This window comes from Psychrobacter sp. 78a-MNA-CIBAN-0178 (genome assembly GCF_040309625.1).
In the GTDB taxonomy this organism is placed as follows: Bacteria; Pseudomonadota; Gammaproteobacteria; order Pseudomonadales; family Moraxellaceae; genus Psychrobacter; species Psychrobacter okhotskensis.
The window spans coordinates 50,149-65,955 of record NZ_JBEOOZ010000012.1 but is presented as its reverse complement, the minus strand read 5'-3'; the positions used below and the strand labels follow the sequence as shown (position 1 = coordinate 65,955).

The window sequence follows — 15,807 nt, the reverse complement described above, 5'->3', positions numbered from 1 at the left end:
AAATCTTAGTTAACAGGTTCAATTAGCAAGAAATCATTTAATAACAAATCATTTAATAACAACTTAGTTAATAGTAATCTCTTCCGTGGGATAGCGATAGTTACGCTCGCGCATGTTTTTGAGTAAGGCGATAAACAGGGTTAACATGCCCACCCGTCCAACAAACATAATCACCGAAATCACCATTTTGCTAAAATCCGACAACTCGGTGGTCAAATTCAAACTCAAACCGACGGTGCTATAAGCAGAAAAGCACTCAAAAACCACTTTAATCAAATCCAGCTCAGGTTGATCATAACTGATGAGCGTCACCCCAGTCCCAATGACCAATAACGACAGCCACATGATAGAAAAGGCGCGACGAATCGAAATCTCAGCGATTTCCCGTTTGAAGACTTCTACTCTCGTCTGCCCACGCGCCAAACTCAAGGTATTTAATAGCGCAATGGCAAAGGTGCTGGTTTTGATACCACCGCCCGTCGAGTTCGGTGACGCGCCAATCCACATCAAAAAAATCGTCAACATAATCGTCGGAAAGGCTAGGTCACCCATATCAATGCTATTAAACCCAGCGGTTCGCGGGGTGGCAGCGGTAAATATCCCTGTCACTAACTTGCCATAAAAACTGCCATGGTCAGCCAACACGCCATTATATTCAAACAACATGACCCCAATGAGTCCGACTAGCAACAGTGCACCCGTGGTAATCAGAGTGATTCGGCTATTGATATTGAGCAGCCACGGGCGATAAGCGTAGCGCTGATTGCGACAATATATCAGGCGCTGGGCACGATAGCGTAAATACCGCAGCACATTGACCACAATCACAAAGCCCATACCGCCAAAGATAAAGGTAATGCCAATAATCAGCTGCAGAGGATAATTAAAGCGCAGCGCGTCATCATATAAGCCCGCACTAAAAGTAGAAAATCCGGCATTACAAAAAGCCGAAACCGCATGGAAAATGGAAAAAAATAAGCGCTCGGATACGTCCATGCCGGGTAAATCGTAAATACTGGCGTAAATGAATGCCGCCGCCAACGCCTCAACAGCAAAGGTGACATATAAGATAGATTTGAGGGTTGCCACCACATTACCCGTACCGCGCATATAGGACATCTCACTGATGCTCAGCTGAGTCTCGTAGCTGACACCGCCCTTAAAGAAATAGCTAAAATATGTGACAAAGGTCAAAATCCCTAGACCGCCTATTTGGATCAGACCCATAATAATGACTTGGCCAAAGGTCGTGTAATAGGTCGCGGTGTCTACCACGATAAGCCCAGTAACACACACCGCACTGGTCGCAGTAAATAATGCATCGATAAATGATAAAGGCTGGGTCGTCGCGTTGGGCATCATTAATAGCAAGGCGCCAACCAGTACCACCGACAAAAAACTTAGAATAAAGAATTGGGCTGGGTTCAAAAAAGTACGGTCGAGATTGAAGTCGTGATCAGAGATTTCACGGATAAAGGTCACTAGTACCGCAACCTTAATCGCAACAAAGCCATCAACGGAAACCGCCAAGCCTGAGCGTATTAAATCGGTGAAATGCGCCACGAGTAAAATGACGATAGCGATACTGGTCAACAAGTCAAAGACAGCCACTTTGTTAATCGTTAGCGGTTTTTTGCTATAGAGGTAACGCCCTGCCGTGACGATAAAACCTAAAAAGATAATGAGCAAATAAAAGAGATGAAAAACATGCTGTAGCCAGTTCGGTAGCGTAAAACCACTATCGAGAAGCGCCACTGCGACCCCAATGATGCTAATAAAAATCGTAAAATTATTAAGTAATCGATAGCGTATGGCGGCGTGCATAGCCTGAGTCCATGAGAGGAATAACCACGATATTTATACTCCTTTTTTTGACTATTAACTAAGACTGATTTTAGAAAATCGTAACCAGTTATGAACGAATTATCGAAAGTGATTAAATGGACTGACCGTATTGATGACAATCTGATGACAAGTTGGCTACGGTCGAAATGAGATGCCATGATAAAGTACGGATTATTAAATAAAGGCTGCAGCACCCTGCATAACAATAATCACAAAGGACGGCGCCATGGTACTGGACATCTTATTAACCATTCATTTTATATTACTCGTGCTGATATCCTTACGGATACTCTCGCGTCATGATTTGACCTCATCGGCTAGGCTAGCATGGATGGTGGTGCTGTTTATATTGCCTTATGTCGGCGTCGTGGTTTACTGGATGTTTGGTGAGATACATTTAGGGCGTAACTTTAACCGCCAGCATGAGCAAATTATTAATAAACTGCATACCCACAATCCTGAAGTGCTCGGTAGCGACGCGGCTTTAACGCAAGCGATAAAACCTGAGTATCAAGCAGCGTTTGCTTACTCTGCGAACGTCACAGGCTTTCATACTACCGTGGGCAATCATGCGGAACTAATGGCGGATGCGGCAGAAACCCACAAACGAATGCTAGCGGATTTTGAGGCGGCAATCGATCATATTCATGTGCTGTATTATATTTGGCTGATTGATGGCACAGGTATCGATATCGCCCAAGCGCTAATGCGCGCAGCACGGCGCGGTGTGACTTGTCGAGCGATGGTCGATGGCATGGGCTCACGCAAAATGGTGGGCTCAAAGATATGGCAAGAAATGAAAAATGCTGGCGTGCAAGTCAGCGTGGCTCTACCGATTAGCAATCTTATAAAGGTATTATTATTTAGCCGAATTGATCTGCGCAATCACCGAAAGATCACCGTGATCGATGGCAACATTGGCTACTCTGGTAGTCGCAACTGCGCAGATCCTGAGTTTCGCGTAAAGCCCAATTTTGCCCCGTGGGTCGACATTATGCTGCGCGTTGAAGGACCAGTAGTGGCACAGAACCAGATGCTTTTCGCCAGTGATTGGCTGATTAAAAACCCCGATACAGCGGTCGAGAGCTTTTGTTATCCTACCGCACAACCAGACTCATCAGCCTCTACAGGCTTCGCCGCACAAGTCTTTGCCGATGGTCCTACCCAACGCTCGGGCGCAACGCCACAATTTTTAGGCGCGCTTATTAGCCAAGCCCAGCAAACCCTGACCATCTCAACCCCTTACTTTGTCCCAGATTATTCCCTAATCAATGTCTTGTGCGCCACCGCCTATCGCGGCGTAAAGGTCACAATGATCTTCCCCAAACACAACGACTCCTTAGTAGTCGCTGCGACCAGCCGCAGTTATTATTGGCAATTACTAGAAGCAGGAGTAAAAATTTATGAGTACAAGCCGGGATTGCTACATGCGAAGACCTTGACCGTCGATGGCCAGCTAAGCTTAATTGGCTCGACCAACTTAGATTTGCGCAGCTTTGATTTAAATTATGAAAACAATATTGTCTTTAGCGATATCGCCTTGACCGCTGACATCATGGAACGCCAGTCTCAATATATCGCTGACTCTGATGAAGTGACACGCGAGGAGGTCGAAAACTGGCCGCTACCCTATAGAATTTGGCACAATATTGTTGCTACCATGGGGCCCATCTTATAAATAACGGTTGGATGCTAGAGCGTGTCCTCATTATTTATCAGCGCTATTTATCAGCGCTTTTTTGCAAAACATAGACCACAAATTTTGCTTCGGTACTAAATGCTTGCTGTTCAACCGCTGCCAGTAACGCTTGTCTTTTTTCGCTACGGGCACGGTAGGCATAAGGGGTCATGGTCAGCAAATCGGCTAAGTCAGACGCTGATAATGTCATCTTGGTACTGACGCGATGCGTCTCTATTAGCGTAAAGTATGGTGCTAGCTCCTGCAAAAACTTATCAGAATCATGCTCGCGCACGCTATCAAATAGTGCATCGCGCATCGTTGCTAAATGTCCGACATCGGGCTTGGCAATGATTAGAAACCCCTTATCAGCCAATACCTTGGCAAAAGCCTCAGGCAAAATAGGACTAAAAATACTGCTGATACCCGTGACACTATGAGCACGAAGTGGTAGATGCGCCGCACTAGTGACTAACGGGTAAATCACCGTCGTCTTTTCCGCTTCGTCTTTATGTTGTTGATACCACAGCTGACTGGCTGCTTTGCTCACTTTAGCCAATTCAACCAACGCGGGCTTGCTGATATCAGCCGCTATCAAAGTAGTGATACTATCTGAGCCCATCTGCACCATCGCCTGCGTGTAATAGCCTTCCCCGCAGCCGATATCCAACCAGTTGACAGGGTTTTTATCCTGAGCGTTTGCTGATGAAGTGATTGATGCAGTAATTGGCTCAGAGATGACCTCGTTTTGCGCTAATAATTGTTCCATTTGCTGACAGATCACTGTCTGTAGCGGCTCATAATGTCCAGCTGCTAAAAACCGCTTGCGCGCTTCAATAGATTGCTGACTGTCGCCCGGTGCTTTGGATTTTTTTTGTTGCACAGGCAGTAGATTGACATACCCTTGACGCGCCACATCAAACGGATGGGTGGTTTGCTTAGGGTTTAAACTACCATCACAGCGCCACGTATCGGCGGCAGGCTGCAGAGGTGACTGACAAAGGGGACAAATAAATAAGGACACAAGCATCTCAAGATCATCGCAATATGGCTGCCATTTTAACAAAAATTGCGTGGGTTAATGGATAAAAGAAGCAGTTAAAAAAAGGTCTAAGAAAAACAAAAAGCCACCTCAGTGATTGCTGAGATGGCTTTTTTAATCACATAAATACTTATTTACTACAGCACCTAGGTTAATACTATTTTAGCGCAACTTCAATGTCATCAAACCAAGTATGACCAATAAAATGGCGATAATCCAAAATCTAGCGACCACTTGTGTTTCTTTCCAGCCAATTTCTTCAAAATGATGATGCAATGGCGCCATCCGAAAGACACGTTTTTTGCGCAGTTTATAGGAGCCAACTTGCAGCATAACCGATAGTGCCTCGGCGACAAATAGACCACCCATAATGGCAAAAGCAATCTCTTGGCGGGTCATGACGGCAATCGTACCGAGCATCGCACCGAGGGCAAGTGCACCCACATCCCCCATAAAGACTTGCGCGGGATGCGCATTAAACCATAAGAAGCCAAGACCAGCACCAATCATCGAACCACAGACAATAATCACTTCAGAGTTATAGGCAATATAAGGGACATGCAAATAATCGGCAAAGCGTACGTCACCCGAGACATAAGCCATCGCGCCTAAACCAGCTGCAACTAATACAACGGGCAAAATCGCCAAACCATCTAAGCCATCGGTCAAGTTGACAGCATTGGAAGCGCCATTAATCACAAAATAGGTAAAGATAATAAAGCCAATACCAAAAGGTACGGCTGAAAACGGAATCATCCAATCCTTAAAAATGGGTATTAATAAATCCTGCATCTCGCGGGTGGTGGCGATGTCCGGTTGCAAGGTGGCGATATAATATAAAGACACACCGACGAACAATGCTCCCATCGACAACCAAAAGTATTTTTTGCGAGCAATCAAACCTTTGGGGTTTTTATATTTGATTTTGAGCCAATCATCAGCCCAGCCAACCGCGCCAAAGATAATCATCACGATCAGCAAAATCCACACATAAGGATTGTTAAGGCGTGCCCACAGTAAGGTCGATACCCCGATGGCGCTCAAAATCAATACCCCGCCCATGGTCGGTGTACCAGTCTTTGCCAAATGCGACTGCGGACCATCATTACGAATGGCCTGACCATACTTTAGTGCCCGTAGACGTCTGATGACCGGTCCGCCTAAAAACATACTAAATGCCAGTGCTGTGACGACCGCAAGTAACGCTCGTAGCGTCAACGAAGAAACCGCAGAAAACGGTGTATAATACTGGCCAAGCCAGCCAAACAACCAAACTAACACCGCCTACTCCTCTACTAGCGCATGAATAAGTGTTTCCATTTGCATGGAACGAGAGCCTTTGAACAACACCGTACAAGGCTCAGCCTGTTGCGCTTGCAAGTAAGACTGTAAATACTGCAGCAGACTCTCTTTATCAGCGAATGCATGCGCACTAATCTCAGAAATCTCTTGCGCCCCAGCCACAGTATAAGGCGCGTACTCACCAACACATAGCAGCACATTGATGCCTGTGGTTGCGATAGTACGACCCAAGCTTTGATGCTCGCTCACCGCCGCCTCACCCAATTCAGCAATATCTCCTAGCACCATCACCTGCGTACCAGTTTGCGCCGCCAATACCTTAGCAGCGGCGCGCACTGAATGTGGATTGGCATTATAAGTATCATCAATCAGGCGATGCATACCGAGCAGCTGACTGTTCAAGCGGCCTTTAGCGGGACGCGCATTCTCAAGTCCGATTACAATGTCATCGACGTCGATATTCAAGGCATGGGCACAAGCCGCCGCCGCCAAAGCATTATTGACGTTATGCTCCCCTGCTAGTGGCAAGCTAATATCATGGACTTGGTTGCCAATGTGTAGCTTAAACTCACTGCGCTCAGGCTCGACATCTAAGTGACTGGCGCTGACATCGGTATTACCAAAGCCAATGACATGTGAGGTATGCTTTTCAGCAATACGGCGTAATTGATTGGTAAAGTCATCTTTATCTGGAACGATCGCAAATTGTGCATCATTCAAGGTATGATAAATCTCTGCCTTGGTCTGGCAAATCCCTTCGCGGCTACCAAACTCACCCAGATGCGCCGTGCCGATGTTCAGAATACAAGCCACATCCGGACGGACAATCTCAGTGGTATAGGCAATCTCACCAATATGATTGGCGCCCAACTCTAAGATGGCATAGCGATGGTGATCGGATAATTCGAGCAGCATCATCGGTACACCCAAGTCATTATTGAGATTGCCACGAGTGATGAGCGTCGGTGCTAATCTGCCGAAGATACTACCCAGCATCTCTTTACAGGTGGTCTTACCACTAGAGCCAGTAATAGCAATGACGGTTAAATTTTGATGCTGTTGACGACGATACGCAGCCAATTGCCCTAGCGCTAAACGGGTATCGCTCACGACTAGCTGCGGGATATTGGTAGAGATTGGCCGTGAGACGATAGCAGCAACCGCACCTTGTTTCATAGCAGTAGCGATATAATCGTGACCGTCAAAATTGTCACCCGTTAAGGCCAAAAAGATATCACCGGATTTTATCGTGCGGGTATCAGTGGCAATGCGCGTGCTCGTAACATCATTGCTCGATCCTGCTTGTTCTTCACTTAGCTGTCCTGCATCTAGCTGCCAGTGACTATCAAGCGCCGCTGTTGCTGTAAGCAGATTACCTGCCTGCCAGACATACAGCCCTTGCGACTGTATGGTGTTATCGTTGTCGGCTGTCATAGTAGTGATTACCTTATATGATGATTACTTATTTTTTATAACTGCATGTTAAAACTTATAAATATTATTAAAAATTAGTGTTGCTAAACACTCAGACAGCACTTTTTTATACGCGGCCAGCATGCTCTAGGGCGTTTTGTAAAATAATACTGTCGTCAAAATCATAACGGACATTATTGATTTCTTGATAAGTCTCATGACCCTTGCCAGCGATGACCACAATATCATCGGCAGCCGCTTGATTGACGGCATATTCAATCGCTTTTTGCCGTGCTGGTTCGATATGGGTACGCTGATATTGCTCCGCACTCATACCTGCTTGCATATCTTGCAAAATCGCCTGTGGATCTTCAGTGCGAGGATTGTCTGCCGTTAGAATCACTTGATCCGCGCCTGCCAGCCCCGCTTGCGCCATCAATGGTCGCTTGCCAGCATCACGGTCGCCACCGCAGCCAAATACCGCCCATAATTGACCCTTACAATGGGTTTTAAGACTGGCTAATACCTGACTTAAGGCGTCGGGCGTATGCGCATAATCAACGATAAAACAACCATCATTAGATGGCACACGTTGCATACGACCTACGGCACCTTGTAGCTGTGGCACGACTGGCGCAATACGCTCCAAACTAATCTCTAAAGCTACGGCAGCTGCCATAGCCGCAAGCAAATTCGCCACGTTAAAACGTCCAAGTAATGGACTGACGATATCTAAATTATTAACGTTACCATCGCCAAAATCTGTACGCAGGCTAATCTCGACACCTTGTAAGCTGGGCTTAATTTTAGCAGCGACAAAGGTAGCCGTTTTTGTAGCATCCAAACTATAGGTCCAAACCGTCAATTCACTAGCATGGGCGGTATCCAGCATAATCTGCGCATGCTCATCGTCGATGTTGACAATGGCGTGAGTCAAATCTGGGAAGTGTGCTTTATCAAACAGTTTGGCTTTGGCTGCCGCGTACTCTGCCATATCGGCATGATAGTCTAAGTGGTCACGGCTAAGATTGGTATAAATTGCCACCGACACCGGCATGCCTTGCAAACGCTGCTGATCCAAACCATGTGAGCTGGCCTCTAACGCCAGTAGCTGTGCCCCTTCGCGACCCATTTGATATAGAAATTGCTGAACCGCTAAGGCATCGCCCGTGGTATGACTGGCTTGTACCAAAGTGCCAAGCCTACCATTACCTGCCGTACCCATGACGGCGCTGCTCATGCCAGTCAGCTGGGTTAATTGCGCCACCAGTTGACTGATGGTGGTTTTGCCATTGGTGCCCGTCACCGCCACCACTGCTGGTAATGTTACGGGCTGCTGATGCTGCAAACGCGCTTGAATTAAGTCACCCAAAAAGTCACGGATGTTGGGCGCGTATACGACGGGGCAAGGCAAGGAATCTAATTGCTGCTGCGCCGTAGCTTGAGCATTATCAATCAATTCAATATTGGCATGTGGCGGCACATTAGCCGTGGCAAGCAAGGCGATAGGATCGATTTCTGATAGGATAAAAGCCGCATTTTTAGCGGCTTGATAAAGGTAATCACGGCTTTTTTGGCAGTTTGGTGTATGGCTCTTTAGTAGTACAAACACGTCATTTGACGCTACCTGACGGCTGTCTAAACGAAACTGCTGAAACGGTAAATTGACAAGCGTAAGTCGTTGATTGGAGGCTGATTGGTTCGTTAATGTTTTATCTGCTGCTATTCTCATTGCTGATAATGCCTGCGCTAGATGATGACTATTACAATTGCTAGCATTTATAAGCTGTTGCAGGGTAACAGTGGCACTGGTCAGCGATGAGTTGAGCATGGTCATGAGCAAATCCTAATCGGTTAAAACAAATCAAATCATTAATAGCTGAATACGTAAATATCCATATCCATGCCTACTGGGCTTCAGTTTTTAAGGGTTTATCTAATGGCACATTATAGAGACGTAGCGCTTCTTTCATGACGTTATGGAATACTGGCGCCGCTGTCAGACCAGCATAATGCAGCCCTCGAGGGTCTTCCACTAAGATAACACCGACCAGTCTTGGGTTTGATGCTGGTGCCATGCCCGCAAAGACGTTGCGATACTGATCGGTATAATAACCACCTTTTGGGTTGATACGACGCGACGTCCCTGTTTTACCCGCCACTCGATAGCCATCAATCGCCGCTGCTTTGGCGGTACCACCCTCTTCGGTGACGCTCTCTAACATCTGGACAATCGACATGGCTTGTTCGTGCGCCATGATGCGTTTGCTTGGTTGTACTTTGTCGCTCTTAACCAAGGTTAGAGGATGCATGACTCCGCCTGCCGCTAATGCCGAATAAGCCTGCGCCACCTGCGCTACAGTCGCCTCCATACCATAACCATAACTGATCGTTGCACGACGTGAGGTCTCTTTTTCTTCCGGTGTAACCACAAGCCCACTGCCTTCCGCTGGGAACTGTAGCGGTGTCTTTGCACCGAATCCAAATTGCTTTTGCATATTGGTAATGGCATCAGCGGGCAAAGATAAGGCTATCTTGGTCGAGGCCACGTTACTTGATTTTTGTAAGAGTGTGGCAAGATTGATGGTGCCCAAATTATTATGATCACGAATGGTATAGCCACGCACACGAATTGAACCCGGATTGGTATCAATTAAAGTAGTCGGTGTGTATTTGCCCGAATTGAGAGCCGCAGCCACGGTAAATGGCTTCATGACTGAACCCGGCTCAAATACATCGAGGAGCGCACGGTTACGCTGGTTTTCACCAGTCATCTCATTCAGGTTATTGGAGTTAAATGATGGCCATGTCGATAGTGCCAACACTTCGCCAGTTTGTACATCGACGACCATACCAGTTGACCAGCGCGCTTTTTGCACACGTCCTACTTTCTCTAGTTCTTTATAGAGCAGATACTGTAGACGCGAATCAATGGTCAACGCCACATCTTTGCCAGGTATTTCTGGCTCAATCTGTTTAATCTCTTTTAGGCTGTTTTGTTTGGCGTCTTTGAGTACCAGTACTTTACCATCATCACCCGCCAGCTCTTTTTCGAATTGGCGTTCTATGCCCGCCCGTCCTTCGTAACCACCTTCAGGATCGTTGGCATTTTGCCCCATAAAACCCAACAGCTGCGAGTTTGGTTGTGGCTGCGGATAATAACGCTGAAAGAAGTTTTTCTCATACACGCCCGGGAAGTCAAGCGAGCTAACACTTTCGGCTATTTCAGGCGTGACTTTGTTGAGTAGTGGCAAATAATGCGAGCCTGCGCCCGATGGCAGGGCGGCTTTTACCGCTTCTTCATCAGTCACATCAATACTGTCATCGACAGCAGTGACTTTCTTTAGCTCACTGACCGGAATGTTGGCGGCCGCTGCCAGCCGAGTCAGATCCATATTATCCAGACGTTTTTGCATACGCGCTTGTAACTGTGGACTATTCGGATTGGTAATTTTGATACGTTTAAGCTCATAGTATTCGCGCGAATAATCATGCGGACTAAAGGAGACAGTCGCAAGCGGCGCACTAACAGCTAAGGGTAAATTATTGCGATCGGTAATCATACCGCGATAGGACTTTTGCGTCCGTACGCTGGTGATAAGCTCGTCACCTTTATCTTGATAAAACTGTGCGTTAGCCACTTGAATATAGTAGGCACGCCCTATCAGTAGCGCCAACACCACAAGCGCCACGCCCCAAACGGTACGGAATCGGTTTTTGTCATACTCAAAGCCGCCACGAGAGGAGGCACCAGTGGCCTTATTAAATACAATTTTTTTACGGTTTTTGACACTGGTATACGCGCCTTGATCTTCATTCTTTTTGAGGCGACCAAAGAGCTTGGCTTTGCGATTGTCTGAAGATTTGCTGTCAGTTTGCCCAGATTTAGCAGCACTGGCTCGGCGTAATGGTTTGGTTACTTTGCCACTGGCGGGTTTTTTGCTGGGGTTTTTTGCTGATGTTTTACCACCATTGGCGTTTGGCTTTTTATCACTCATTGTCCTGCCTCCGCAAGATTGGCGTCGCTCACGGGAGCATCGGTTTCGACAACGTCTGAATCATTGGCTCTAATCAGCTCTGCGCTAGTTGGCTGGGCTGGTGCCAATGCGACGGCCGCACCCGGCTGAATGATCAGCTTATCCTTGAGAGTGGGTGAAAACATACCAAGCTCGGCAACGGCGCGACTGGCAATTTGCGGTGTGGCACTAAAGGTTTGCTGTTCAATTAATAGGCGCTGGTGCTCAATTTGCAGTTTGCGTTCTTGTTTTTTCATGTCTTGCAAGGTTCTATAATCCTGATGATATTGCTGCACTTCCTCAGCCGTTTTGATACCGCTCCAGACGATGGCTGCTGCCAATAGCAACAACACCGCCACATAAATGCTGACCACATTAAAGCGGCGCACGAATAGCTCGCCAACATCAGTGGTATTGGCCATTGCGGCGCGACGGTTTGCAGGTTTGTCAGATATTGCCATGACGATCTCAAAAAAGTAAACTTCAAATATAAAAGAGCGGCGACTGTATAAGGGTTATAAAAATCTCATCCCTGATCAGTACCCTCAATAAAAATAAAACCAAACGCGCTGTGCAATGATAGCCATAAAAACCCGCTATGATTGACATTTACTCTACAAGCTATAATCAAAATATCCTAAAAACGCGATGCTATTGCTGATATCAATTTTTTGTCGCCTCTGTCTGCGCAGGCACAGCAAGCCAGAAAAATAGATATCAGCAGTGCGTGATGGTTCGATATTACTTTTTACTGACTATAACTGTCTTCTACTCTAAGCTGACAAAGAAAATAATAGCTAATGATCATCGCTAAATTAGCGCAGACATAAACAAAAAACTAGCTGCTGAGCCTAGCAGATAATATTTACAGCTTTTTAACAGTTGCGTAAACATTAAGACATTTAGTCACATTCACTAAACAGCATACTAGGGTGTGTCCTGAATTCAACTGATAGCGATCTAAATGAGCTAAAAACGCTTTTACTGCTATAGCGTCTGTTGATACTCAGTATCGGTACGAGTCGCCATGCGTAACCATGCGCTACGTGAGCGTGGATTTTGACTCACCTCATCTTTGCTAGGGCCCACGCGTTTAGGCTTGCTAAAATAACGCGGACGCTTAGGCGGCATCGGCAAATTCTCGTCTTCTGGATACTGCCCTTTACTATGACGCTGCAAAAACTGCTTAATGCGGCGATCCTCTAATGAATGAAAGCTAATGACCGCCAGCTGCCCGCCTGACTTTAGAATCGGGATGCTTTGTGCTAAAAAATCATCGACATCGCCAAGCTCATTGTTAATGAAGATACGCATCGCCTGAAAGCTCTGCGTCGCTGGATGCTTACCACGCTGCCAGTTTGGATGCGCCACTTTTATCACTTCTGCCAGCTCAAGTGTGGACTCAAAACTGTCCATCTGCTTAATTGCACGTGCAATACGACGGCTGTGACGCTCTTCGCCAAACTCATAAAGCACATTGGCTAAGGTTTCATCATCGACTTTGGCAAGCCATTCAGCGACGGATTGACCACGACTGGTATCCATGCGCATATCGACCGCACCATCGCGCATAAAGCTAAAACCGCGACTACCATCATCAATTTGCGGTGAAGAAATGCCCAAATCTGCCATCAGACCATCGACCTCAGTGATACCCATAGCGGCTAAGCTGTCCGTCAAGGTCGCAAAGCTGTCATGCACCACTTTTACGCGACTATCGGTATTTGCTAGTTCGCGCGCAACACTAATGGCTGTTGGGTCTTTATCAAACACAATCAAGGTGGCATCGTCAGCCAGCTGGCTTAATAGCAAGCGGCTATGGCCACCACGGCCAAAGGTTGCATCGACGTAGATGCCGCTCATTCGTAAGCTGCTTTGGTTGTCACTGTTTTGTCCTGCGTCGCCGGTTTGCTTGGGCAGTGATTTGACACCCAACACCGCCGCGACCGCTTCTTGTAGCAGCACAGCATCGTGGACAAAACTTAATTCATCCGACACTTTATGGCCTTGACTAGAATCTTGCGCAGAAATGTCTTCCACAGAAGATCGGCTAACCACTGACTCAGCGCTATCGGTAGCAGCAGGACTGGCGTTAACATTTGGCTTTGGCTTAGATTTTGATAATGACACAAACAACTCAGTAGATGACGACCATCGTGGCCAGTAATAGTAAAAAATCGGATGAAAATAAACAAGTTATGCCTTGCCTAGCATTATTATCGCAAGGATACATCTGTAGTCAAGCGCTAGAAGGGCTTTTCATTAAAAATATCCCATCTCTCTGTTATACTAGCGCTATATTTTACGCTATTTTTCTACCTTGACGGCTATTGTTTCATCCGTATTTTTTGTTCAAAGCTTTGATTAGCATTTTTCACTGCCCTATTCATTAACTACCCTATTCTGAGATTTTTATGATGCAACCATCGACTTCTACTAGCGGCACACGCCCTGTTCGTACCCGCATTGCACCCTCACCGACTGGCTTTCCTCATGTCGGCACTGCTTATATCGCCCTATTTAATTTAGCCTTCGCTAAAGCCCATGGCGGCGAGTTTATTTTACGTATCGAAGACACCGACCAAACACGCTCAACGGAGCAATCTGAAAAAATGATTTTGGATGCGCTGCGTTGGGTCGGCCTTGACTGGGCGGAAGGTCCAGACATCGGCGGTCCGCACGCGCCTTATCGTCAGAGCGAGCGTAGCGATATTTACAAAAAACACGCTGAGCAGCTGATAGAAAACGATCATGCGTTCCGCTGCTTTTGTACCAGTGAAGATCTAGACACCATGCGTGCTGAGCAAATGGCCAATGGCGAGACGCCACGTTATGACGGTCGCTGTGCACATTTAAGCTCTGAGAAGACTCTTGGACTTCTTACAGCAGGCATGCCTCACGTAATTCGTATGCGTGTACCCACTGAAGGCATCTGCCAAGTACATGACATGCTGCGCGGTACCGTTGAGATTCCTTGGACCCAAGTCGATATGCAAGTGCTTCTCAAAACTGACGGCATGCCAACGTATCATTTAGCCAACGTTGTCGATGACCACTTGATGGATATCAGCCATGTACTACGTGGTGAGGAATGGCTGAACTCTGCACCGAAGCATCAGCTACTTTATGAGTATTTTGGTTGGGAGATGCCGGTTCTTTGCCATATGCCACTGTTACGTAACCCAGATAAATCAAAGCTGTCGAAACGTAAAAACCCAACCTCTATCACCTACTATCGTGATGCTGGCGTGCTACCTGAAGCTTTGCTGAATTACCTTGGACGTATGGGCTACTCCATGCCTGACGAAGCAGAAAAATTCACCTTGGACGAGATGATTGCCAGCTTTGATATTCAGCGTGTATCGCTTGGTGGCCCTATTTTCGACATTGAGAAACTTAATTGGGTCAATAGCGAATGGCTACGTGCACTTACTCCTGAAGAGCTAAAAAATAAAATCCTCGACTGGGCAAGTAATAGCGATAAATTAACGGCTATCGCAGCAGCCATTCAGCCACGTATCGAACTACTGTCTGATGCAGTCAATTGGGGCGGCTTTTATTTTCAAAACCTCCCGGATATTAATGCCGAAAGCTTTACCCATAAATCATTGACACCTGAGCAAATTATCGAGATGCTTCAGCTGTCATTATGGCAGCTAGAAGTCTTGCCAACGTGGTCAGAAGAAAATATCTACGCCACTTTAAAAGGGCTTTCGGCTCATCTCGATATTAAGATGCGTGACTTTATGGCACCGTTCTTTATCGCTATCGCTGGTAGCACCTCATCGACACCCGTCATGAACTCTATGGCGATTATCGGTGCTGATATGACGTTGACGCGCTTGCGTCATGCGGTTGATGTACTAGGCGGCTTGGGTAAAAAGAAGCTTAAAAAACTAGAGAAACAAGCGGCTGAGTTGCCAGACTTTTTGGCGGCTGAATAGCTTCTCTGCCGAATAATAAATTAGCTGAAATTTTGAATTTGAAAGGGTCATGCCAGTTCTGACCCTTTTTCATTTTTAGTCAGTATTACTACTCTCATACTATTAAACATACGAATTGGAAACAAATATGGCCGCCAAAACCGTCACGATAGAAAGTAAAGATTATGTCTTCAACACCCTAAAAGAAGCGCAGAAATACTATGATACCATCGTAAAAGAGCTTTATGATGCCAAACTCACCCTGACAAAGGGTCAAGATTTTGAAGATCTAAAGTGGATATATACGACTTACTCTGATTATAATAAATCAGCGCGATTAAATGAGTCTGAGATTATAGGCTTTAAAGGTATCAGCACAGTACAACAAAAAGGCGGGCAATATATCCCCACAGAATGTGCTGCTATTGTTTTTTTAGATGGCACCGAAGAAGAATTCTTTACCGATAAAGCCATTAAAGAGATTGCTAGTCAGCAAAATCCACGCTAATTTAGGCTTATTAAGTAGCTAAATCCGCTTTAAACGCTTTTTTTCGCATATTTATCGATTATTTTGAAAATAGCGGTTGA

The 15,807-nt window shown here is 46.3% G+C and carries 11 protein-coding genes; 3 read left to right on the top strand and 8 right to left on the bottom strand.

Translation table 11 applies throughout. The features are described from left to right. Positions 1-63: 63 nt before the first annotated feature. Positions 64-1,824 (bottom strand): TrkH family potassium uptake protein, encoded by a 1,761-nt coding sequence (locus tag AAEY80_RS08665; protein ID WP_101211355.1) that lies wholly within the window; start codon positions 1,822-1,824, stop codon positions 64-66. A gap of 247 nt (positions 1,825-2,071) precedes the next feature. On the opposite strand from AAEY80_RS08665, the gene cls reads away from it, so the two are divergent. After that, positions 2,072-3,523, top strand: a complete 1,452-nt coding sequence (cls, locus tag AAEY80_RS08660) for a cardiolipin synthase (RefSeq protein ID WP_350588189.1) — start codon at positions 2,072-2,074, stop codon at positions 3,521-3,523. Between the two features lie 43 nt (positions 3,524-3,566). On the opposite strand, the gene AAEY80_RS08655 is transcribed toward cls, so the two are convergent. From AAEY80_RS08655 to rsmH, 7 genes are all read right to left on the bottom strand, one after another. Then, positions 3,567-4,553: a putative RNA methyltransferase gene (locus tag AAEY80_RS08655; RefSeq protein WP_201616815.1), complete on the bottom strand. Its 987-nt coding sequence runs from the start codon at positions 4,551-4,553 to the stop codon at positions 3,567-3,569. A gap of 174 nt (positions 4,554-4,727) precedes the next feature. Next, on the bottom strand, positions 4,728-5,846 hold the full coding sequence (mraY, locus tag AAEY80_RS08650; RefSeq protein WP_025653232.1) for a phospho-N-acetylmuramoyl-pentapeptide-transferase: 1,119 nt from the start codon (positions 5,844-5,846) through the stop codon (positions 4,728-4,730). 3 nt (positions 5,847-5,849) lie between these two features. Further along, positions 5,850-7,301, bottom strand: coding sequence for a UDP-N-acetylmuramoyl-tripeptide--D-alanyl-D-alanine ligase (locus tag AAEY80_RS08645; protein ID WP_201567257.1), 1,452 nt, complete (start codon positions 7,299-7,301; stop codon positions 5,850-5,852). Between the two features lie 106 nt (positions 7,302-7,407). Continuing rightward, a complete protein-coding gene (locus tag AAEY80_RS08640; RefSeq protein WP_025653230.1) occupies positions 7,408-9,117 on the bottom strand; it encodes a UDP-N-acetylmuramoyl-L-alanyl-D-glutamate--2,6-diaminopimelate ligase in 1,710 nt (569 codons plus the stop codon). A gap of 70 nt (positions 9,118-9,187) precedes the next feature. Further along, on the bottom strand, positions 9,188-11,278 hold the full coding sequence (locus tag AAEY80_RS08635) for a peptidoglycan D,D-transpeptidase FtsI family protein (protein ID WP_101211360.1): 2,091 nt from the start codon (positions 11,276-11,278) through the stop codon (positions 9,188-9,190). Next, positions 11,275-11,757, bottom strand: a complete 483-nt coding sequence (gene ftsL, locus AAEY80_RS08630; RefSeq protein WP_101211361.1) for a cell division protein FtsL — start codon at positions 11,755-11,757, stop codon at positions 11,275-11,277. Before ftsL ends, AAEY80_RS08635 begins: the two co-directional genes overlap by 4 nt. A 526-nt stretch (positions 11,758-12,283) precedes the next feature. Beyond that, the gene (gene rsmH, locus AAEY80_RS08625) at positions 12,284-13,327 is read right to left on the bottom strand and encodes a 16S rRNA (cytosine(1402)-N(4))-methyltransferase RsmH (protein ID WP_407074196.1); all 1,044 of its coding nucleotides are present in this window, start codon (positions 13,325-13,327) and stop codon (positions 12,284-12,286) included. Positions 13,328-13,710: 383 nt separating this feature from the next. On the opposite strand from rsmH, the gene gltX reads away from it, so the two are divergent. After that, positions 13,711-15,240, top strand: a complete 1,530-nt coding sequence (gltX, locus tag AAEY80_RS08620) for a glutamate--tRNA ligase (protein WP_350588187.1) — start codon at positions 13,711-13,713, stop codon at positions 15,238-15,240. A gap of 127 nt (positions 15,241-15,367) precedes the next feature. Then, the gene (locus tag AAEY80_RS08615) at positions 15,368-15,727 is read left to right on the top strand and encodes a hypothetical protein (RefSeq protein WP_201567447.1); all 360 of its coding nucleotides are present in this window, start codon (positions 15,368-15,370) and stop codon (positions 15,725-15,727) included. Positions 15,728-15,807 lie beyond the last annotated feature (80 nt).